17 protein-coding genes and 1 other annotated feature (1 of these 18 only partly in view) are annotated in these 23,897 nt (G+C 35.8%); of the genes, 14 read left to right on the top strand and 3 right to left on the bottom strand.

Annotated features, from left to right (window positions below):
* The first annotated feature begins 104 nt into the window (after positions 1-104).
* From I580_RS05205 to I580_RS05145, 13 genes are all read left to right on the top strand, one after another.
* Positions 105-1,088, top strand: coding sequence for an aldo/keto reductase (locus I580_RS05205; protein ID WP_010772346.1), 984 nt, complete (start codon positions 105-107; stop codon positions 1,086-1,088).
* Between the two features lie 30 nt (positions 1,089-1,118).
* On the top strand, positions 1,119-1,532 hold the full coding sequence (locus I580_RS05200; RefSeq protein WP_010772347.1) for a cupin domain-containing protein: 414 nt from the start codon (positions 1,119-1,121) through the stop codon (positions 1,530-1,532).
* A gap of 23 nt (positions 1,533-1,555) precedes the next feature.
* Entirely contained in the window at positions 1,556-1,870 is a 315-nt protein-coding gene (locus tag I580_RS05195; RefSeq protein WP_010772348.1) for a carboxymuconolactone decarboxylase family protein, read from the top strand.
* A 44-nt stretch (positions 1,871-1,914) separates the two neighbouring features.
* The gene (locus I580_RS05190) at positions 1,915-3,063 is read left to right on the top strand and encodes an MFS transporter (protein WP_034860339.1); all 1,149 of its coding nucleotides are present in this window, start codon (positions 1,915-1,917) and stop codon (positions 3,061-3,063) included.
* 390 nt (positions 3,064-3,453) lie between these two features.
* Positions 3,454-4,140, top strand: a complete 687-nt coding sequence (locus tag I580_RS05185) for an alpha/beta hydrolase (RefSeq protein ID WP_010772350.1) — start codon at positions 3,454-3,456, stop codon at positions 4,138-4,140.
* Positions 4,141-4,391: 251 nt separating this feature from the next.
* Entirely contained in the window at positions 4,392-5,633 is a 1,242-nt protein-coding gene (locus I580_RS05180) for a sugar ABC transporter substrate-binding protein (RefSeq protein ID WP_010772351.1), read from the top strand.
* Positions 5,634-5,747: 114 nt separating this feature from the next.
* Positions 5,748-6,632: a carbohydrate ABC transporter permease gene (locus I580_RS05175; protein WP_010772352.1), complete on the top strand. Its 885-nt coding sequence runs from the start codon at positions 5,748-5,750 to the stop codon at positions 6,630-6,632.
* Between the two features lie 13 nt (positions 6,633-6,645).
* Positions 6,646-7,476: a carbohydrate ABC transporter permease gene (locus tag I580_RS05170; protein WP_010772353.1), complete on the top strand. Its 831-nt coding sequence runs from the start codon at positions 6,646-6,648 to the stop codon at positions 7,474-7,476.
* A gap of 57 nt (positions 7,477-7,533) precedes the next feature.
* Complete coding sequence (gene bglX / locus I580_RS05165) at positions 7,534-9,681, top strand: beta-glucosidase BglX (protein ID WP_010772354.1); 2,148 nt, start codon at positions 7,534-7,536, stop codon at positions 9,679-9,681.
* 14 nt (positions 9,682-9,695) lie between these two features.
* Entirely contained in the window at positions 9,696-13,001 is a 3,306-nt protein-coding gene (locus I580_RS05160; RefSeq protein ID WP_010772355.1) for a GH36-type glycosyl hydrolase domain-containing protein, read from the top strand.
* Between the two features lie 13 nt (positions 13,002-13,014).
* Complete coding sequence (locus I580_RS05155; protein ID WP_010772356.1) at positions 13,015-13,986, top strand: LacI family DNA-binding transcriptional regulator; 972 nt, start codon at positions 13,015-13,017, stop codon at positions 13,984-13,986.
* 808 nt (positions 13,987-14,794) lie between these two features.
* On the top strand, positions 14,795-16,243 hold the full coding sequence (locus I580_RS05150) for a DEAD/DEAH box helicase (RefSeq protein WP_010772358.1): 1,449 nt from the start codon (positions 14,795-14,797) through the stop codon (positions 16,241-16,243).
* Positions 16,244-16,505: 262 nt separating this feature from the next.
* Positions 16,506-18,317, top strand: coding sequence for a penicillin-binding transpeptidase domain-containing protein (locus tag I580_RS05145; protein ID WP_010772359.1), 1,812 nt, complete (start codon positions 16,506-16,508; stop codon positions 18,315-18,317).
* A gap of 283 nt (positions 18,318-18,600) precedes the next feature.
* On the opposite strand, the gene efbA is transcribed toward I580_RS05145, so the two are convergent.
* Positions 18,601-20,325: a fibronectin-binding protein EfbA gene (efbA, locus tag I580_RS05140; protein ID WP_010772361.1), complete on the bottom strand. Its 1,725-nt coding sequence runs from the start codon at positions 20,323-20,325 to the stop codon at positions 18,601-18,603.
* 180 nt (positions 20,326-20,505) lie between these two features.
* On the opposite strand from efbA, the gene I580_RS05135 reads away from it, so the two are divergent.
* Positions 20,506-21,450 (top strand): DUF7916 family protein, encoded by a 945-nt coding sequence (locus I580_RS05135; protein ID WP_010772362.1) that lies wholly within the window; start codon positions 20,506-20,508, stop codon positions 21,448-21,450.
* Between the two features lie 47 nt (positions 21,451-21,497).
* On the opposite strand, the gene I580_RS05130 is transcribed toward I580_RS05135, so the two are convergent.
* A complete protein-coding gene (locus I580_RS05130; RefSeq protein ID WP_010772363.1) occupies positions 21,498-22,619 on the bottom strand; it encodes a 5-methyltetrahydropteroyltriglutamate--homocysteine S-methyltransferase in 1,122 nt (373 codons plus the stop codon).
* Between the two features lie 19 nt (positions 22,620-22,638).
* Positions 22,639-23,757 (bottom strand): 5-methyltetrahydropteroyltriglutamate--homocysteine S-methyltransferase, encoded by a 1,119-nt coding sequence (locus I580_RS05125; RefSeq protein WP_010772364.1) that lies wholly within the window; start codon positions 23,755-23,757, stop codon positions 22,639-22,641.
* A 69-nt stretch (positions 23,758-23,826) separates the two neighbouring features.
* Positions 23,827-23,897 (bottom strand) — a binding site (T-box leader) (it continues 173 nt past the right edge of the window).

Raw genomic sequence — 23,897 nt, 5'->3', positions numbered from 1 at the left:
TGTTTAGAAGTTTTTTTATTTATTCAATAAAATGCTTGACTTAGAGTTCACTTTAAGAGATAGACTAAAATAAGAAAACAGATTTATTAAAAGGAGGAAGTTCAATGAACTATGTAAAATTTGGCAATACAGGACTGGAAGTTTCAAGAATTTGTTTAGGTGCGATGGGCTTTGGTGATCCAAACAGTGGATTCCACGAGTGGGTGTTAGAAGAGGAAGAAAGTAAAAAAGTGATCAAAAAAGCATTGGATTTAGGAATCAATTTCTTTGACACAGCTAATGTCTATTCATATGGTGCCAGTGAACAGATTCTTGGAAAAGCGCTGAATGAATACGCCAATCGCGACGAAATCGTTGTTGCAACCAAATTGTTCACTACGATGAAAAAAGATGTTCCAAACAGTGGTGGATTGTCTAGAAAAGAAATTTTCCATCAAATAGATGCTAGTTTAAAACGTTTAGACATGGATTATGTAGATTTGTACATTATTCATCGATGGGATTACAATACGCCTATTGAAGAAACGATGGAAGCATTACATGATGTTGTGAAAGCTGGAAAAGTTCGTTACATTGGAGCTTCAGCGATGTTTGCTTGGCAGTTTGCAAAAGCTCAAGCAGTAGCTGAGAAAAATGGTTGGACAAAATTCGTTTCTATGCAAAATCATTTGAACTTATTATATCGTGAAGAGGAAAGGGAAATGTTGCCATTGTGTGAAGACCAAAAAATTGCGGTTACACCTTACAGTCCATTGGCCTCAGGGCGTTTAACACGTGATTGGACTGCGCAAACTAAACGCTTTGAAACAGATAAAATGGCACAATCAAAATATGATAAAACAGCTGATCAAGACCGCATCATTGTTGAAAGGGTTGCTGAAATTGCAGAAAAACGTGGTGTGGAACGTGTACAAGTTGCACTTGCATGGTTGCTTCAAAAAGGCCCAGTAGTTGCACCAATTATTGGTGCAACAAAAGAAAGTCATCTGACGAAGGCAATTCCTGCTTTAGATTTAATTTTGACGGAAGAGGAAGTGCACTATTTAGAAGAACCCTATGTTCCGCATGTCATTGTCGGACATAAATAAGTATATAAAATAATGGTTGGAGGAATAGAAGTGGCGAAATTTGAAGAAGTAAAAAATGGAGTGATTTTCCCTGTAGGAGAAAAGAATGAAGCGTATGCACACTTCTTTATCGGTCAAAGTTATTTGAAAAATTTAGTTGCAGACCCTAAGATCGATGTTGGCGTAGGAAATGTTACATTTGAACCTGGTTGTCGCAATAATTGGCACATCCACCATGATGGATTTCAATTATTATTAGTGACTGGTGGCGAAGGTTGGTATCAAGAGGAAGGGAAAGCGGCACAATTTTTAACTGGTGGCAATGTTATTATTATTCATGATGGTGTGAAACATTGGCATGGAGCAGCAAAAAATAGCTGGTTTGAACATTTAGCTATCACGGCCGGAATCCCGGAATGGTTGGAGCCGGTTTCAGATGAATTATACAATCAATTACAAAAATGAATAAACGATGGGAGTCTTACCTAATGAAAAAACAAACAGCAGGCAGAGATCAATTAGGAGAATTTGCACCAAAATTTGCAGAATTCAATGATGATGTGTTATTTGGTGAAGTTTGGTCAAGAGAAGAGCAGCTTTCATCACGTGACCGTAGCTTGATCACATGTTCAAGCTTGCTAACTCAAGGTGTGCCCCAATTAGAAGCACACATGAAAATGGCAAAGCAAAATGGTGTGACCAAAGAGGAGATGGTGGAATTAATCACTCATTTAGCTTTTTATACAGGTTGGCCAAAAGCGTGGACAGCATTTACTTTAGCAAAAGAAATTTTTAGTGAATGAAAACTACGAATGATCTTTTGTATATCTTAAAAGGAGACCACTCGTTGAATCCATTAACCAAGCTTTCATTATTATCAGTATCATTACTTGTGGTATCAGGTGGAGCAATTGCTGCCAATATTCCAGCTATTATGAACACTTATCCTCATATTAATTCTACTATAGTGGAATTGATTACCACAATCCCATCTTTATTTATCATTTTAACCGTACCGTTTAGCCATATCGTTGCTAAAAAAATTGGCTGCAAATTATCTGTACAAATTGGCATAAGTTTGGTGTTAAGTGCCGGGATTATGCCTACGTTTATTCAGTCTTTTTGGCTTCTCTTTTTCTGCAGAATATTGTTTGGCATAGGAGTTGGACTATTTAATCCGTTACTCTTTTCTTTAACAAAAAAGTTATATCAAGGTAAAGAATTTTCATCTGTTATTGGATTTCAGAGTGCATTTGAAGGGATTGGCGGAATGATCATTACGTTTACAGTAGGTCAACTGCTAATAATGAATTGGCGTAGTTCTTTTTTTGCATATCTACTAGCTTTACCGATATTACTGTTATTTACCTGGTTTGTTCCAGACGTTTCTCTACAAGAAGAGGATAATAAAAGCATGTCAGAAAATCAAAAAATCAATACTTCAACATATGCTTATATCGGGCTATTAATTGTAGTTGTAACTATTTACATGTCAGTGACGGTGAAAATTGCTGCTTTATTACTTGAAAAAGGTTTTGGAAATGCGACAAATGGTAGTAATTTACTAGCTTTAGTGGGATTAGGAGCTATGACTGCTGGCGCGTTATTTGGGCAAATCGTTACAATAACTAAAAAGTGGACATTACCGATCTCATTTATTGCTCTAAGTAGTTCGATGTTTATGATTGCTTGTTCTAAAAACTTAGCTTCACTTTCGGTGGCGGTGATGTTATGTGGATTTTCATTCCGCACATTTATCCCGTATTTGTTCAATGAGGTGAATCAAGAAGCAAAAGGAAATTCAGAAAAGAGTACTTCATTATTGTTAATCGGATTCAATATTGGCGCGGCTTTTGCACCAATATCAATTTCTGTATTAGGAAACATACTTGGTTTTAAAAAAAATACCGATATTTTTATTACAGAAGGAATAATCATGATGTTATTAGCTTTTTTAACTGCGATGATTGTTATAATAAAGAGACCGAACGAATAAAAAAATGTGATCAAAGTAAATAGTGCATAAATAAAAAAATATACCAAGATTAGAGGGGAAACGTATCAGCGGATATGTTTACTCTCTATTTTTCTTTTTTGGTATATAGATAGTGAGAAGTGAAGAGAAGATCGACCATACTTTCTGGGAGATCGACTCTTTATCAAAAAAAGTCATCTTTCACTGTCATTTTATTATTTCGAACGATACAAAATACGACTACGAACGTTATAATAAGGACGCTTAGGGGATGTTTGTATACTAAATTTTTATTAAAATTAATAAGAAAATGGATAATGAGTAGGCATGTTCAAATTAAAGTGATAAAGTGAGAGTCCAAAAGTACAAACGATTCCTAATAAGGTTATCTGTTAAAGAAAGTAGGTCATCATGAATAAAAGAGCTGTATTGATTATCCATGGATTTGGTGGGAATGAGAAAGAGATACTTTATCTACATGAGTTCTTGAAAAAAAATGGTCTTGATTCATATTGGCTACAATTAACGGGGCATGATGGAAATAAAGAAAATTTTTCAAAAGTGAGCTATTATCAATGGCAGGCTGATGTTGAAAAGAAATTGGATGCGTTAGAACAAACCTATGAACAGATAACTTGTGTTGGCTTTTCAATGGGCGGCTTGTTAACTATCCAGGTTTCAAATAGAGAATCAATTGATCAATTTGTGTTATGCAGCACACCGATTTATCTATACAATGCCAATGTCATTGCTCAAGACATCTTGAAAGGACTAGTGCTAAAAAAACAAGGCACACTAGAATATTATATGAATTCGGCAAAAACAGCCTCAATTCACTCATGTATTCAATTTTTATTATTACTTCAAAAAACAAGGAAGAAAATAAAAAGAAAGTCTCAATCTGTAATGGATAAAAAAGTACTCATTTTACAAAATAGACAAGATGAAACGACCTATTACAAAAGTGCCTATTATCTAGCGAAGACCATTAATGCAAAAGTTTCCTTGAAAATCTATGAGAAGGGGAGACATCAGCTGTTCTTAGGAGAAAATAGAGAGCGTGCAGTGGAGGATATAAAACAATTTATTCTTCATTGATTTTTTATTCTAATCAAAGCAAAGGAACCTCATTGTAGTTTTTTTACTAGTCAATGAGGTTTTTTGCGAAACGAATTTCAATGAGTTGCTTCGTTTTAGGTGAAACGTTTCTATTTATATTGAAAGTATTTTTAAATTATTTATGATTATAGGTTATCAAAAAGAAAAGAAAACGCTTGCTTTTAATTCAATTGAGGAATATAATCATTTTTGTAGAAACGTTTCACTAAATAATATTGAGGAGTGGAAGTATGAAATCATGGAAAAAGCTTTGCTTACTTGGAACAACTTTATTTGCAACTGTAGGTGTAATGGCAGCATGTTCTTCGGGAAATAAAGAAAGCGCTTCAGATGAGTTGACGTTTTGGTATATGGGTGATGGTGATCAAGGAATCAAACCAATTGTAGATGAATTTACGAAAGAATCTGGAATCAAAGTTAAAATACAAAGCATTCCGTGGTCTACTTCTAGAGATAAATTACTTACAGCAGTCGCTTCTAAAGAAGGCCCAGATGTTGTTCAAATGGGAACAACTTATATGAGTGAATTTGTGGATGCTGGGGCTCTGATGGATATTACGGATGATGTAAAGAAAAGTGAAGTCATGAAGTCGGATAATTTTTTTGACGGTTCGGTAGCTACAACAACCTTTGGCGGGCAAACGTATGCTGTTCCTTGGTATACAGAAACTCGTGGATTGTATTATAGAAAAGATTTACTCGAAAGTGTGGGGTATAAAGAAGCGCCTAAAACATGGGATGAATTAGCTGATGCAGCGAAAAAATTAGCTGCAAGAGGGGATAATAAATATGGATTCGGTGTTGAGCTAAAAGAACCAACTTTCGGTTTTATGTTTGCTCGTCAAAATGGTTCTGAGCTGTTCGATAAAAAGGATAAACCATTATTTAATCAGCCAGAAATGGTGGATGCTTTGAAGTTTTTAGATAAATTAGTACAAGATGGTTCAGCGCCTAAAACAGATTTAGGATTAGAAATCGGTCAAAGTTTTGGTGGCGAAGGTATCGTTCCAATGTTTATCAGTGGCCCATGGATGATTAACAGCATTAAAGACTCTGCTCCTGATCTTGATGGAAAATGGGGTGTTGCAGAATTACCTAAAGGTCCGGTAAGCAATACTTCTGTTACTGGTGGGGCTAATTTAGCGGTCTTTAGCAGTTCTAAGAAAAAAGAGGATGCTATGAAATTGATCGACTATCTTTCAAAACCTGAAAATCAAACAAAGTTCTTTGAAAATACAAATTCACTTCCAACGAATAAAGAGGCATGGAATGCGGATGTATTCAAGAATGATCCACTTATTTCAGCTTTTGGAAAACAATTAAACGAATCACAACCAATGCCATTATTAAAACAATGGGATGAAATCTCTCAAAACTTTATGAAACAATGGGAACAAGTTGTTGTAAGTGGTAAAAACCTACAAGAGGCAATGGATGAACTAAATGAACAAACGGAGAGCTTGATTAAATAATTGTAAGGAGAAAAGGAATAAAAGCTAGCTTCTATCTATCATTTATCAGCTAAATAATAGACAGTCGATTCTATACTTTTATTCCTTTTATTGATTTATAAGGAGGATAAAATCATGAAAAAATCAAAATCGCCTTATTTTTTTATCGCGCCAGCCGTAGCATTATTGCTTGTTTTTTCGATTATACCAATTTTTATTGCGGTAACGATTAGTTTCACGGATATGAGTTTAGCTGGATTAGCCGATTTTTCTCGTATCAATTTTGTCGGTTTTGACAATTATTTAACCATTTTTAAGGATAAAGTCTTTGGTCAAGCAATGTTTAATACAGCTTATTATGTCATAATCGGTGTGCCACTTGTCATTATTTCTTCTTTGGCTTTAGCAATTATGATCAATTTTGGTGAAAATAAATTTTTCTCGTTTATGCGTTTAGTATTCTATAGCCCGTCAATCACAAATACAGTTGCAGTATCGGTTGTTTGGATGTATTTGTACAATCCGACGATTGGGTTATTGAATCATTTATTTTCTTACTTAAATATTGGCCCAATCATGTGGCTGACAGATCCAAGTACATCGAAACTTTCATTGATTATTATTGCAGTATGGAAAGCAATTGGGTTGAATTTGTTGATTTTTTTAGCAGCGATCCAAGGTATTCCCAAAGAATACTACGAAGCAGCAGAAATAGACGGTGCTAATAAATGGCAACAAATCTTAAAAATCACAATTCCCTTGTTAAAATTTTCAATTTTCTTTGTAACCGTTACGACGCTGATTGGTTGGTTCCAATTTTTCGATGAACCGTTTGTTATGACCAAAGGTGGTCCGTTAGACAGCACGTTATCCGTTGCGTTGTTTATTTATCAAAGAGGATTCCAATATAATAAATTCGGCTATGCAGCCGCTGGGTCTGTCATTTTATTCGTCGCAATCATTATTGTGACGAGTATCCAAATGAAAATTCAAACGAAACAAAAAGAAAATGAAGGATAAAGGAGAGAACGAGATGAATTCACATAAAAATGCACAAATGAGTTTTAAGTTTTTTATCGGTATCCTCTTAGGCGTTCTGGGCATCATGACCTTTTTCCCATTTTTATGGATGATTTTTTCGTCATTTAAAACGAATGCAGAAATCAATCAAATCGTCCCTAGTTTATTTCCCAAAGACGCAACATTCAATAATTTTAAAGAACTGTTTATCCGGTTGAATTTTGGAATATATCTTAAAAATACCTTGATCATTACAGCGTGTTCTTTTGTTGGATTATTATTAAATGCGATGGCTGGCTATGGTTTTGCAAAGTTTGATTTTAAAGGAAAAAACGGGTTATTTCTCATGGTTTTAGCAACGATGATGATCCCTGGCCAAGTAACGATGATTCCCGTGTATTTATTATTAAACTCTGTCGGTTTGACGAATACTTTGATTGGCATAGTTTTACCAGGTTTAGCAGGCGCATTTGGTATCTTTTTATTCCGACAATTTATGAATACTATTTCAAATGAAATGCTTGAAGCAGCTCGGTTAGATGGGGCTAGTGAATGGTATATCTTTTTTAAGATCATTTTACCTGTCAGTCGTCCTATATTAGCTGTCCAAGGAATACTAACCTTTATAGGCGGTTGGAATTCATTCTTATGGCCGCTGATTATTGCGAATGACGAAAAATATTATACTTTATCAGTCGGATTACAGTTACTACAGGGACAACACGGGAATAATTATGCCTTACAAATGGCAGGCGCAACATTTATGGTGATACCGATTCTGATTGTTTTCTCAATTTTTCAAAAATATATTTTACAAGGTTTTAATGTTTCTGGAATTAAATAAACGCTAGGATATAAAAATAAAACTATCTGAAAATCAAGGAAGAAAAGGTGACTAAATATGGAACAACATCAATTAATTGATTTACTGAAGCAAATGACATTGGACGAAAAAGTTGGTCAATTACTTCAATTAGCAGCAGAATTTTACTCTGAAAAAGCAGAAGAAAAAACTGGTCCAATGACGGATCTCGGTTTAACACATGAAGATATTAATAATGCAGGAACAACACTTGGCATTTCAGGAGCTAAAGAAGCAATTCGGGTACAAAAGGCATACATGGAGAATAATAGACTAGGAATACCAACTATGCTAATGGCAGATATCATCCATGGTTTTCGGACGATTTTTCCGATTCCTCTTGGTTTAGGTAGTTCGTGGGATCTAGAAGCTGCCAAAAAAATGGCAGAAGTTTCAGCGAAAGAAGCGGCAGTGTCTGGTTTACATGTAACATTTTCACCCATGGTTGATTTAGTTCGTGATCCTCGTTGGGGCCGTGTGATGGAATCAACAGGAGAAGATCCCTTTTTAAATAGTCGCTTTGCAGAGGCATTTGTTAGAGGCTATCAAGGAGAGGATTTGAAGAATGATTTTTTAAGAGTAGCGGCTTGTGTCAAACACTTTGCTGCTTATGGTGCGGCAATCGGCGGTCGAGATTATAATACGGTCAACATGTCTGAAAGACAATTACGAGATAGCTATTTACCAGGTTATAAAGCAGCGTTAGATGCAGGAGCAAAATTAGTGATGACTTCGTTTAATACCGTTGATGGGATTCCTGCTACAGGCAACAAATGGTTGTTTAGAGACGTCTTGAGAAAAGAATTTGGCTTTGAAGGTGTCGTTATTTCTGATTGGGGAGCAGTGATTGAATTGATTCCTCATGGAGTTGCAGAAGATAAGAGACAAGCTGCTGAGTTAGCAATCAATGCAGGTGTAGATATTGAAATGATGACAACGTGCTATACAGAAAACTTAAAAGCATTAATCGACGAAAATATTGTTGATGAAGCAATACTTGACGAAGCGGTTTTACGAATCTTAACATTGAAAAATGACTTAGGTTTATTTGAAAATCCACATAGAGGAGCGGATGTTACTTTAGAAAAAGAAGTCGTTTTATCTAACGAACATCGTGAAATCGCCAAAGATGTTGCAAGAAAATCAATTGTTTTATTGAAAAATGAAAATATTTTACCTTTATCTAAACAAGAAAAAGTTGCTATTGTGGGTCCTGCTGCAGATTCCCATGATGTGATAGGTGTTTGGTCATGGCAAGGTAAAAAAGAAGAAGCGATCACTTTAGTACAAGGCATTAAACAACTTAAGGTTGAGTACATGGCTGGAAAAGAAGTGTTTGATTACTTCAATCCTAGTCAGGCTGCGATTAATGAAGCTGTTTCTTTAGCAAAAGAGGCAGATAAAGTTGTTTTAGCACTTGGTGAAGAAGATTGGATGAGTGGGGAAGCATCAAGCCGTAGCGATATCCGTTTACCGCAAGCACAGCTTGACTTATTTAAAGCGATTCAAGCTGTTAATGAAAATATCATCGTCACACTATACAATGGTCGCCCGTTAGATTTACAGGGGATCGATTCAGCAAAAGCGATAGTTGAAGCTTGGTTCCCTGGGACAGAAGGTGGCGCCGCACTAGCGGATATTTTATATGGCGAGTATAATCCAAGCGGTCGCTTAAGTATGTCGTTTCCAGAAACCGTTGGCCAGGTGCCTGTTTATTATAATGGTGAGAATACAGGCAGACCTTATAAACCTGGCGATGAAAAATATGTATCCAAATACTTAGATGTATCCAATTTTGCCAAGTATCCTTTTGGTTTTGGTTTGAGCTACAGCAACTGTCTTTATACTGATCTTCAATTAAGCACAAATGAATTACAGTCAGGAGATGTGCTAACGGTCTCTGTGACTCTAGAAAACCAGTCGGATGTAGCAGGTCAAGAAACGGTACAACTCTATATTCGAGATCAAATTGGAGAGGTAGTTCGTCCAATAAAAGAATTAAAAGGGTTTGAAAAAGTGAATTTACTAGCAAATGAGCAAAAGACAGTACAATTCACGATTACAGAAGAGCTTTTAAGATATGTTCATAGTGATCAGACATGTCGTAGTGATGCGGGAATGTTTGACGTAATGATTGGACCAAATAGTAGAGATGTCGTAACTAGTACCTTTAAATTACTGAAATAGATAGGAAGATTGACATGACAGAACAAAAACGAACGATAGAAAACGGTGGAACAATTGTCTCATTTTTGGAAACTGGGGATCTTTATGAAATACTCCAAGGAAATATAATGATCAATCAATTACATGGAAATGTATTAGATGGCAGCTGTAATCAGCTCTATTTAAGAGTCTACAAAGAAGAGGGGATTCAGACAATTCCGATGGTTGGTTCTAATTCAGCAAGTACGTTTTATATTGATAACGAACAAGCAAACTGGTGGGGAGATTTTTTAGGAGTATCCTACCAAGTAAATTTTCAAGTTTCAAAATCAGGTATTTGGTTTTGGCAAGTAAGTGTAATTGGCTCTGGTCAAAAAGTTGATGTTATTTACGGGCAAGATATTGGGAATGCTACAAAAGGAGCTGTTCGCTCGAACGAAGCTTACATGTCTCAATATGTAGATCACCATGTTTCAAAAGAGTGTGAGACCGTGACTATTTCATCTCGTCAAAATCAGCCACAAGAAGGCTGTTTTCCAGTAGTGGAACAAGGGAGTTTGACGCCTGTAATCGCTTTTTCCACAGATGGTTACCAATTTTTCGGTCGGCAATACAAAGAGACAAATCAACCAAAAGTATTGAAACAAGATTTTTTGGCAAATGAAGTGTATCAATATGAGTTTGCTTATGTTGCGCTACAAACCGAAAGCTATGTTGCAATTGAAAAAGAAAAGACAATTGTCTTTTATGGAGCACCAATCAAAAATCAACCTACAGTGATTGAAAAACCACTGATTTCTAAAGAGAAAATCAAAAACAGTTATGATTCTTTAAAAATAAAAATGACTAACAAGCAAGGAACAAGTGTTGAAAAAAAGTTAGCTGAACCGATTGTAGGGGGAACGTTAACGAGGAACGAATGTAGTAGTTTATTTCCCAAACAAAATCAAGTTGAAATGATTGATGGAAAAATCGCTTCTTTCTTTACGGATGACTATCATCATGTTGTATTGAAGGAAAAAGAAGTAGCGATGGAAAGAGCTCATGGGCATATTTTATTAAGTGGGACAGAGCTTGATGTGGAACAGCCGTTACTAAGTACGACTGTTTACATGTATGGTTTATTTAATTCACAAATCGTTCTAGGCAATACGTCAATGAATAAATTAATGAGTAATAGTCGTAATTCGTTAAATATTATGAAGCAAGCAGGACAACGAATCTACATTAAAGAAAAAGAGAAGTGGCGGATATTAACGATGCCATCTGCATTTGAGATGGGATTAAACTCGGCTACGTGGTATTATAAATTAGAGAATGATATAATTATCGTGAGAACGTTTACGTTGTGTGAGACCAAAGAGATTTGTACAAAGGTGACTAGCCAAAATGGAATTAACTATACGTTTGCTGTAACCAATCAATTGGTAATGAATGCTGAGGAAGAAGAACCCGCATTCATTCTAACAAAAGTAAACGGGTTGATTACGATTACACCATCAATGGATTCAGTCATCTATAAAGAATACCCTGATTTGACCTATTATTTTTCAATAGATAAACCATTTGAACTAACAGATGAGCGTCTGTTTTTATCTAGTGGAACTAGACAAGTCTTGAGCACTTTTGTGATTGAAGAACAATCAGAATTTTGTATGCATATTCAAGCAAACATGACGGGAGCACCATTTCAAGAAACCAATACCACTTACCATAAGGAAAACAAGCAGTTCTTGGATTTTATAAATAGCTTACTGAACAACTTTCAACTGGTGCACGAGACAGCAGAGGTTGAAGCGATGAATAATTTGTCGCGTTGGTATACGCATAACATGCTAGTGCATTACCTTTCTCCCCATGGGTTAGAGCAATATGGTGGGGCTGCATGGGGGACTAGAGACGTTTCGCAAGGACCAACAGAATTCTTCTTAGCCGTTAATAAACCAGAAATTGTGCGAGATATCATAAAAACTGTTTATGCAAATCAATTTAGTGATGATGGTAATTGGCCACAGTGGTTTATGTTTGATCGTTATGAAAAACAAAAGGCGGATGAAAGTCATGGAGATGTGATTGTTTGGCCAATGAAGATTGTTGCTGATTATCTAGCAAAAACAAAAGATTTTGCGATTTTAGATAAAAAAATCCCGTATTCCGATAGGGCTACGTTCCTAAAAACAGATGAGACAGAGACTTTATTTGAACATGTGAAAAAAGAGATCCAGTTTATTGAGAACAACTTTTTAGAAGGAACCTATTTATCTTGTTATAGTGATGGTGACTGGGACGACACTTTACAACCATATGATAATAAACTAAAAAAATATATGGCAAGTAGTTGGACGGTGGCTTTAACCTACCAAGTAATAAAAAAATTGTCTTATCTACTGACAGAGATAGATCAAACATATGGCGATCATTTAGTTAAACTTGCTGAAAATATCAAAAATGACTTTGAAACATACATTTTATCCACGGAAACTATTCCAGGTTTTGTTTATATGGAGGATACAGATCATGTAGAATTCATGATTCATCCAACAGATGAAAAAACAGGGATCCAGTATCGATTATTACCAATGACACGTAGTATGATCGCTGAATTGCTAACTACGGAACAAGCGGAACAGCATTATGCGATCATTAAGGAACATTTACACTTTCCAGATGGTGTTCGTTTGATGAATCGGCCTGCTAATTATCAAGGTGGGGTAAGCACTAACTTTAAACGTGCTGAACAATCAGCCAATTTTGGACGTGAAATCGGCTTGCAGTATGTCCATGCACATATCCGTTTTGTAGAAGCAATGGCAAAACTTGGAAAAGCCCATGAAACATGGCAAGGATTGAATACTATTACCCCTATTCAAATAAAAGATCATGTAAAAAATGCAGAAATCCGTCAAGCAAATGTTTATTTTAGTAGTTCCGATGGTGATTTTAAAACAAGGTATGATGCTCAGAAGAACTTTGATCAGTTGAAAGATGGTAGTGTTGGCGTCAAAGGCGGCTGGCGAATTTATTCTAGCGGACCTGGAATATATATGAATCAGCTCCTAACGAACGTATTAGGTATTCGGGAAGACAAACAACATGTGATCTTTGATCCGGTACTACCAGAAGAATTAGATAAATTAGAGATGGTCTATCAACTAGTTGGAAAAAAGGTACGAATTATTTTTCACTTAGATGGTCAAAAAGAGGCGGTTTTTGCAAATGGACAAAAATTGTCCACTGAACGAGAAAACAATCCTTACCGTCAAGGGGGCTATATTGTTGCATTAGCAGAACTGGTCACTTACCTAGACGAGAGAGAAAATCAGATAGATATTTATTGTTAGGAGATGAGTATTCATGATAGGAATCAAAGAAATTGCAAAAAAGGCAGGGGTATCGATTTCAACTGTTTCTTATGCATTAAATGGCAGTCCAAAAGTTACTGAAGCAACTCGAGCAAGAATCCAAGCGATTGCGGATGAATTGGACTATGTTCCTAACATGGCTGCTCGTACGTTAAAAAGGCAGCAAACTAACATTATCGGTGTTTACCTTGCTGATTATGGTGGTAGTTTTTATGGTGAACTATTGGATGGCATAAAAAAAGGGCTAGAAACTCAAAATTTTGAGATGATCGTTTGCAGTGGGAATAAATCACATTTGTTTATTCCTGAACGAATGATCGATGGCGCAATTGTGTTGGACTGGACGTTTAAGAATAAAGAAATCGAGCAGTATGCAGATCGAGGTCATTTTTTAGTGATTTTAGATCGGTTGATTACCCATGAAAATGTACGAAAAGTTTTATTGGATAATAAAGGTGGTGCTACGTTAGCCATTGAAAAAGCGGTTGCTTGCCAAACTAAGAAGTTGTTTTTAATTTCAGGACCAAAGAAGAGCTATGACGGTCAAGAACGTTTAAATGCTAGTATCAAAGAACTAGAACGGTTTGGAATTGAATATGATATTATTTCAGGTGATTTTACAGAACCATCAGGCTACCGAGCAGCTAAGAAAATCATGGAAAAAAAACCTGTATTTCCTTTAGATATTTTTGCATTGAATGACGAAATGGCAATTGGCGTATATAAATATTTTAAAGAAACACCTTATGAAATTGGGAAGGATATTCGATTGATTGGTTTTGATAATATCGATATTAGTGCCTTTATTCAGCCTCGGTTAGCAACTATTTCCTATTCTAAACATCGTTGGGGTATGCTAGCTGCTGAAAAAATCATTCAGCTGATTGCTGGAGAAGAAACGGATGATGATCATATTTACACTAGCTTTATTGATGGTCCCTCATTTCCTGAAGGAAATGAGTAGAAGTGTCAGCTACATGTATCAACTTTTGTTCGTCATTATTAGAAAAAGTAAGATTGATGATTGGACTAGCGCTCTTAAATGGATCTTATTGTGTTATTGGGATAACGAATTAAAACTAGAGATTGTATAGAGGCCTTTTTTAATCACGTACTATTTTATGTTATGAAAGAAACAGATTGATTTAATATGGAAGATCCTTGATGGTATCGTTACTGATCAAGGATTTTTTTTACATGAGAGTTGAATTTTAGAGAATAGGTGTTATCGTAAACACGCCTTTTTTTGTGATTGATTTAAAATTTTAAAAGCACTAAAACAAAGTGTATTGAAATAAAGGGTCAAAGAAAATGTGCTAGTTCTAGTGATATAGACTAGTTTTACTCGAGTGCAGTTTTTTACGAATCATTTCGAGAGTATCATTCAGTAAAAGTTATAGGTCTCGAAGCAAACGATTCACAATGACTTGGCAAATATTGAGGAGGAATCTCCTGCAACAGGTGGTAAAAGAAATTGTCAGAGTAGCGGTAAAGTAGTCTGTTTTTTATAGAAATGAAAAAGAGCAAAGAGAAAGTCTTTTGATGCCGAATCTTGGGAAATTTAGTAAAGTAATGTTTTGTTGATTTAACTGTTAAACGAGGACTAAATATTGTCTTCATTTTTTTTATACTAATAGACGATATAAAAAGAAGAATTCAAGCTCTTGCAGTTCTACCTCTTTTCGTGGATAATAAAGGACTAGGTCTAAAAAAGTAAGAATGACCATTTAGTTAAATGTTTTTTGAACATTAACTAAAAGAATGGGGAAACGATGAATAAAATAAATTTTAGCAATTATCCACTAAGTGATGTAATCTTGGAAGCAATTTCAGACTTGGGGTATGAAAGCCCCACACCTGTCCAACAAGCTGTTATTCCAGCAATTTTAGATGAAAAAGATGTTTTAGTTCAATCTCAAACGGGTAGTGGAAAAACGGCCAGTTTTGGTATACCTCTTTGTGAAAAAGTTGATTGGATTGAGAATAAGCCACAAATTCTTGTCCTTGAACCTACTAGAGAACTAGCGCAGCAAGTTCAAGAAGATCTAATCAATATTGGGCGCTACAAACGAATCAAAGCGACGGCAGTATTTGGAAAAGCATCTTATATCAAACAAAAGTCTGAGCTAAAACAGAAAAGTCATATGGTGGTTGGAACACCGGGACGTGTACTGGATCATATTAAAAAAGGGAGTCTTCCACTTGAAAAAATCAGCTGTTTAGTCATTGATGAAGCAGATGAAATGTTAAATATGGGCTTTATTGATCAAGTAAAAGAAATTATTACACGTTTGCCGAATAGAAAAAATACATTGTTATTTTCGGCGACCATGCCGCAAACGATTGAAAGACTGAGTAGTTCCTATTTACATGATCCAACCGTCGTAAAAATTGAAGCAACAGAACAAACAACGCCCAAAATTCAACATTCTTTTTTAGAGGTTACAGAAGAAAGTAAGTTAGTTGCTTTAGAAGCGGTAACGATCGTTGAAAATCCAGATACTTGTATCATATTTGCTAATACTCAAGAGAAAGTTAACGATACTTACGATTTCTTGGTAAGAGCAGGATATCCTGTTGGTAAATTACATGGTGGAATGATGCAAGAAGATCGTTTTGAGGTAATGGATGCTTTTAGAAAAGCAAAGTTTCGTTATCTCGTAGCGACAGACGTAGCTGCGCGAGGAATCGATATCGAGAATATCACTCATGTTATCAATCTAGATGTCCCGTACGAAAAAGAAAGCTATATTCATCGTGTAGGACGAACTGGACGTGCCGGAAAAGCTGGTTTCGCCTTGACGCTAGTGACATCAAAAGAAGTAGCATTAAAAAAAGAAATCGAAACTTTTGGTCATCTGACAATGACTCGAATTACACTGCCAAATGCTAAACTAGTTGCAAGAAGCAAAGCTGCTTTTGAAACAAAAATAACGACAAAACAAAAGATAAGACAACCTAAAGCCAAACGAGTAAATGAAGAAATAACAAAAGTTTATTTCAATGGCGGTAAGAAAAAGAAATTACGTGCACTTGATTTTGTGGGCACTATTTCTAAAATTGAAGGGATTACGGCAGAAGATATTGGCATTATTACAATTCAAGAGAATGTGACGTATGTTGATATTTTAAATGGAAAAGGCCAACTTGTGATTCAAGCGATGAAAGAGCGAACAATCAAAGGTAAGCAATTAAAAGTACATGTAGCAAGAAAAAAATAATCATAGAATAGATAGGTCACGCAATAAAAGCTTGTAGTTGTGTGTTCTATCTTTTTTTGTTTCATTTTTCAAACATTCATTATCTGAATCAACAGCTTCTTAATTTAAAGACTCTAATTTTTGTTTAAGAAACAGAGTAGAAGTGAAATTTAGTAGGTAAACGAGGTAAAATAAAAGAACATGATTAGTGGAAAGGCAATACATAAAGTAGTGACTATTTTGTATAGATACATTTAAAATGAGATATTGGAGATATACTGGAATGAAAAAATTGAAAGACTGGATCAACAATCATAATCTTACAACAACTAAAAATCGAAAAAGAGTAGGGATTATTGTTTTAGTTTTGACAATCTTGCTTTTTTTATTATTTACTTTTCGATTTTCTTATATCTTGATTACAGGTAAAGTTGCTGGAACGAATCTTTCTGAAAAGACAAAGGAACTTTATGAAGTTCATGAGACACTTGAAGCCAAACGAGGCTCTATTTTTGATAAGGATGGTAATGTTTTAGTTGAGGATTCAAGTGCGTTTTCGTTATACGCTATTTTAGATAAAAACTATACTGATTTAGAGGGTAAAAAATTATATGTCCAAGAAAAGGATTGGACAGCGATTGCAGAGCTTTTTGAAAAATATGTACAAATAGACAAAAACGTGACCTTAAAACAATTAAAACCTAGCCTAAATGAAGAAGGAGAGCCAATTACAACGGTTGAATTTGGAACAAAAGGAAGAAATTTGAGTTTTGAAACAAAAAAAGTTATTCAAGATGAGCTAGATAAGAAACAAATCTCAGGTGTTTATTTTAGAGAAGAAAAAAAACGTGCTTATCAAGTTGGCAACTTTGCTTCTTATTTTATTGGTTACACGCAACAAGATGATAATGGGAATGAGCATGGCGTTATGGGAATTGAAGAAGCATATAACGATAAGTTAGCTGGTAAAAACGGTTATAAAAGCTTTGAAAAAAATTCTGCATTGGGTGATGTAAAGCCTGGAAGCGTGAAAGAGAAAAAACGTGTTAATGGGAGTGATATCTATACTACGTTAAATAGTAATCTGCAATTTTTTCTTGAAGAATTATTAGATGATGCTACCCAAAAATATCAACCAGAACATATCACGGCTACTTTAATGGAAGCTAAAACTGGAAATATTTTAGCAACATCGCAACGCCCGTCTTTTGCGTTAGATACAAAAAAAGGCTTGGATGATCCTAATACTGCTAGATGGAGTAACATTCTTGTTGAAGATATCTATGAACCAGGATCAACAATGAAGAGTATGATGGTCGCAAGCGCAATTGAAGAAACTAAATTCAATGAAAGTGAGCAGTTTGTATCTGGAAGTATCAAAGTGGATGATACAATGATTAGTGACTGGAATAATGGTGTTGGAGCGGGAAATATGACCTTTAGACAAGGTTTAGCGTGGTCTAGTAATGTCGGTATGGTGAACCTTCAAGAGCGAATGCCAGATTTATGGCAAGAGTATCTTAAAAGATTTGGGTTTGGTCAAAGTACAAATTTTGGATTAGCTGGTGAAGCTGCCGGAGAGATTCAAAATAAGACCACGGTAGATAGAGCCATGACATCTTATGGTCAAGGAATCTCTGTGACGCATATGCAAATGCTTCAAGCATATACAGCGATTGCCAATGGCGGAAACATGATCAAACCTAATATCATCAGCAAAATCGTTTCGGCAACTGGAGAAGAAACAACAATTCAACCAGAAACTGTTGGAACACCGATTTCTAGTGAAACGGCTGGGAAAGTATTGGAATACATGAAAGATGTTACAGTTGATCCTAAATATGGTATGGGAAAAGAATATGCTATTAAAGGATTAAATGTCTCTGCTAAAACTGGAACGGCAGAATTCTTTGAAAACGGTGCTTATCAAAAACAAGAGTACTTACATTCTGTAGTGACAATCACACCGACTGAAGATCCTAAGTATATTTTTTATATGACGCTTAAAAGACCTGTTTTGGAAGGTGTTTCTGCAAATACGATTATTTCTGATGTCGCCAATAAATTAGTGGAGCGAGCGATGGTGGTTCGCTAGTAGCCACAAAAAGGGTGTGGGACAAAAGTAAAAAACACTTTTGTTTCACACCCTAAATACGAATAAACGGTGGGATCAGAAGCACGCTCTTCGGAATTTAGCTGAAATTGCTGTAAAACACAACGAGGAACGAGTTGATGCTTTCTCGCTAAAGGCTCATCGCAGATAAACATTGTTGCACAGTACCTACTTGGTCACAAAAATTTGAAGAACACCGATTAGGAATCATTCAACATCGAAATGATTCCTAATCGGTGTTGAATGTCTTTTCGTGAATTCCTTCTTATTTCTCGGGAGTAAACGCTGCTGTCCCATCCTCTTTTAATGTTTCTAGTAATTGCTCATTAGGCGTTACATAGATTGTTTTTTGATTTTCGTAGATAACATATCCTGGTTTAGCGCCGTTAGGTTTATGAACATGTTTGACTTGCACATAGTCAACTGGGACTTGCGCTGATAAACGGTATTTAGAATAATATGCAGCAAGGTTTGCAGCTTCCATAAGTGTTTGTTCTGATGGATTTGTATCTTTGATAATTACATGAGAGCCTGGAATATCTTTTGCGTGTAGCCAAATATCTGTTTTTTTAGCGGTTCTTAGTGTAAGCTGATCATTTTGCAGATTATTACGACCGACTAGAATCAGGCTACCATCACTTGAATAAAATTCTTCAGGTTTGCTTTTTTTAGGTTGCTTTTGTTTTTTTGTACCACGTTTTTTTACATATCCTTGTTCGATCAATTCTTCTCGAATCATCTCGATATCCATCGGACCTGCGATTTCTAGTTGAGACAAGACAGAATCTAAATAGCTGATTTCTTGAGTTGCTTGTTCAATTTGTCCATGAACGACTTTCACTGCGTTTTTAAGCTTTTGATATTTTTGAAAATATTTTTGAGCATTTTGATTTGGTGTTAGCGCTGGGTTTAAGCTGATTTTTAATACACGGTCTTCTTCGTAGTAATTTGGTAATTCAACAAATTCAGCACCTTTTGGAACTTGAGCCATAAAGGTTGTTAAAAGTTCACCATCTCGGCGATAGTTTTCGGCATGTTCTGTATCGGCTAATGTTTGCTGAAGTTTTACGACTTTGGTTTGATTTCGTTTCAGTTCATTTTCTATTTTATGGATCAATTCTCCGCCTTGTTGCTTGACCCGATCTTTTTCAGCTTTTCCGCCATAAAAGGTATCTAGCAATTCACTCAATGTCCCAAAATGTTCTTGTTTTCCATTTAAAGAGATAAATGAAAGGGGAGTAAAGTATTCTTTTTTGTCAGTTATGGTTAAAGTTGGATCAAGCTCTGATTTAATTGAGGACCAAAATGACTGCCATACCAGCATTTTTTCGTTAGGGCGTTCGTTTAAACGAAAAGCTAACTCATCAGCTGTGTCTTTGCCTAAACCTTGAAATTGACTTTGCAGATATTTTCCATTTAGCTCACTTGTTTTTGAAAGAAGTTCAAAGACTTTTTCTTTTGTCGCTAAGAAAGGATTTTGCTGATTTTGTTTAGGTGGATCAATATAATCAACACCCGGAAGCAAAGAGCGATAACTGTTTTGAGAACTGCCGATATGTTTGATTGCATCTAAAATTTTACCATTTTCTTTGTTCATCAAAACGATTGTACTATGTCTACCCATCAGTTCAACAATTAAAACGATATTTTGCAAATCACCTAATTCATCTCTTTTGGTAAACGTAAAGTGAATCACGCGATCATTGTCGATTTGATGAATCTCTTCTAAAATAGCTCCTTCCAGAAACTTACGAAGCATCATAACAAAATTAGGCGGTGTATCAGGATTAGCATAAGCGATTTCGGTCAGCTGGACACGAGCATAACTTGGGTGAGCTGATAAAAGTAATTTATGATTTTTCCCTTTAGTTCGGATAACTAGAATAATTTCATTTTCATAAGGCTGGTGGATTTTTGAAATGCGACCAGTGACTAATGTCTCAGACAATTCTGAGACGATTCCATGAGTAAATACGCCATCAAATGACATAAACATCCCTCAATTCTATATACATAATAGTACTATTATAACGGAGTTCTTTTTAATTATAAAGGAAGTGGAAAATAAAAATTTGAGAATGAGAAATTGTTTCATCTAATTTGTAAATGACTGCGCTTTCTTATCGTTTTTAGTATAATGAACTTAGCCTTATTAAAGGGAGGAATTATTATGGTAAAAAGATTGATTAGTGCAAGTTATAGTGACGTAGCAAAAATGACGGCAGAAGAATTGAAACAGTCTATCAAAGCTAGTGAAGGAAGAACGATCCTTTCTGAAAATGTAGTTATTGCATCTCCGCAAGCAGGAGATATCAGTAATGCAGAAGTTGCGGCGGCATTTGGTGCAGATTTGATTTTATTAAATGCTTTTGACTGTTTTAACCCAGTAGTACAAGGGATTCCAGGGATGTCGTTAGAAGAAATTATGGCATATTGGCAAAATCCGGAAACAAATCAGATTAATCCAATTCAAATTTTAAAAGAATTAGTGGGGCGTCCAATCGGCGTAAACTTAGAACCGGTCGATGAGTCGTCGACTATGTTTAGTGAAAAATTAGCAATTAGCAATGGTCGTACCAGTTCAAAAGAAACGATTCAAAAAGCGGAAGCATTGGGGATTGATTTTATTTGTTTAACAGGAAATCCTGGTACTGGTGTTACAAATACTGAGATTGCCAAAGCGGTTAAAGTTGCCAAAGAAAATTTTTCTGGGTTGGTGATAGCTGGAAAAATGCACAGTGCAGGATCAGATGAACCTGTAGTGTCAAATGAAGCAGTTGAAGCATACGCAAAAGCTGGGGCAGATATATTATTGTTGCCAGCAGTCGGCACGATTCAAGGTTTTGCTGAAGAAGATATGAAAGCAGCAGTAGCGATTGCTAAGCAATATGATTTATTGACAATGTCTGCGATTGGAACGAGTCAAGAGAGTGCAAGCAAGGAAACGATTCGTCAAATTGCATTGACAAACAAAATTTGTGGAGTAGATATCCAACATATTGGGGACGCCGGATACGGCGGACTGGCACCCGTTGAGAATATTTATGAAATGTCGGTAGCGATTCGTGGTATGCGTCATACAATCAATCGAATGGCTCGTTCAATTAATAGATAAAGTAAAAACCAAGGAGCAAGAGAAAATCTAGCGCCTTGGTTTTTTATTTAAGCGTCTGGCCAAACTTGTTTTGCAGTTTCAACAACTAAGCGTACTTTCGCCCATTGTTCCTCCTCAGTTAAATGATTTCCTTCTTCTGTAGAAGCAAACCCACATTGCGGTGAAAGACATAGGTTTTCCAGTGGAATATAAGCCGAAGCTTCAGTAATTCGTTTCGTTAAACGTTCCTTTGATTCTAATTCAGGAAACTTAGAAGTAATTAATCCAAGAACTACTTTTTTTGCAGGATCGTTTTTATAAATTTGCGCTAGCGGTTCAAATCCACCAGAGCGGTCATCGTCATATTCTAAGAAATAGCCATCAATAGTTAATTGCGCTAGGTATTCAGCAACATGATCATACGGTCCAGCAATAGCCCAATCAGATTTATAATTGCCGCGACAAACATGCATTGTAATGGTTAAATCTTCTGGTAAACCTTGAAGTAATTGGTTAACCACAGCAACACCTGCTTCACATTGTTGTTGCCAATGCTGAACCTCTTCTGGTGTTTTAGCATTCTCAATAAAACCTGTATACATTCCCCAAGAAGTATCATCTAATTGTAAATAGCGGCAGCCTAAATCATAAAACTTTAAGATGGTTTGGTGGTATGCTTTCGCTAAATCATCAATAAAGACATTTTCATCAGTATAACTTGCGTAAGTGAAAGTATCACTTTTGCGGTTAAAAAGCAATGTAGGTGACGGAATCGTTGCTTTGGCGATTATTCCATCTGGTGTATGCTTCTTTAAAAAAGTAAAAGCTTCAAAAAAAGGATGCTCTGGGTTGAATGTAACTTTATCTGTAATTTGATAGGATGCTGCTCTCGTTTCAACTTGATTAAATTGATATCCATGTTCTGGTGTTGTTTGTTCAACACCGTTTAAGCCCCAAAGAAAATCCAAGTGCCACCAACTACGACGGAATTCACCGTCTGTGACAGCTTTCAAACCATTCTTAACTTGTTGGTCAATCAACTCAATAATTGCTTGATCTTCGACTGCTTGTAATTCTTTTTTAGAAATTTTTTGATTTAAAAAATTTTCTCTTGCTTCTTTTAATGTCTCAGGTCGTAAAAAGCTTCCGACTTGATCAAACCGAAATGGAATTTTTTTAATATTAGTCATGTTGTTGCCTCCTTTTATTTTAAGCGTCTTGCCAAACAGTTTCAGCAATCGTTTTTACAAGATTGATTTTTTCCCATTGATCTGCTTCTGACAAGTGATTACCTTCATGTGTTGAAGCAAACCCACATTGCGGTGACAAACAAATTTGATTGAGCGGAACAAATTGACTCGCTTCCTTGATCCGTTTGATCATTGCTGCTGAATCTTCTAGTTGTCCATTTTTCGTTGTAACTAATCCTAAGACAACTCGTTGATTTTTTAATTCTTTAAGCGGTTCAAAACTGCCTGAACGATCATCATCATATTCTAAGAAGAACCCGTCAAAAGCATCGATTGAAAACAAATTTTTGGCGATTTTTTCATAAGAACCGTTGTAAAGCCAATGAGATTGGAAATTTCCTTTGCAAAAATGGAAGGTTACAGCAAGATCTGCTGGTTTATTAGCTAACGATTTCTCAGTCACTTCTTGGAAATCATTTAGCAACTGATCGGCATCTAAACCGTTATTTTTGATTAGTTCACGAAAACGATCGTCAAATAATCCACCCCAACTCGTATCATCCAATTGTAAATAGCGACAACCAGCATCGTAAAAAGCTTGGATCGCATCTTGGTAAGTTTTGATCAAGTCGTGCTTGAAGCTGTCTAAAGAATCATAAATCGGCATTTCATTATATTGTTTTGACAAAATCAAAGAGTCCAAGAATATCATGTTTGGTCCTGGAATCGTTTGTTTGGCTAAAGCAGGAGATGCATGTTTTTGAGTAAAGCGAAAATGTTCAAGGAAAGGATGAGTACCTGGAAAAGATAATGGACCACTAACATATGTTCCTTGCGCTTCAGTTGTAATCCCAAACGCGGAGGTTTGAAAATCGAAAACAGTAATACCATTTAACCCTGCAATAAAATCTAAGTGCCACCAGCGCCTACGGAATTCACCGTCTGTAACAGCATGAAGGCCAGCTGCCTTTTGTTTTTTGATTAACTCAAGAATCGCTTGATCTTCAATTTCAGTTAAGTCGGCTTTAGAAATTGCCCCATCAGCATATGCAGCACGAGCGATTTTTAAAGATTCAGGTCTCAAAAAGCTCCCTACAATATCATAACGAAAAGGGATTTTTTGATTGTTATCAGCCATAATGTTTCCTCCATTTTTTAGTCAGATTTGTTAAAAAATAAAAAAAAAGTCCAATACTCTTTTGCAAAAGTAAAGGACGATTGAACGCGTTACCACCTTTAATTCAAAAATCTCTCACAAGATTTTCCTCTTTAGGTACA

The sequence above is a fragment of the Enterococcus caccae ATCC BAA-1240 genome (assembly GCF_000407145.1).
GTDB lineage: Bacteria > Bacillota > Bacilli > Lactobacillales > Enterococcaceae > Enterococcus_L > Enterococcus_L caccae.
The sequence above is the reverse complement of the archived record's forward strand: the minus strand, read 5'-3'. Positions and strand labels throughout refer to the sequence as shown.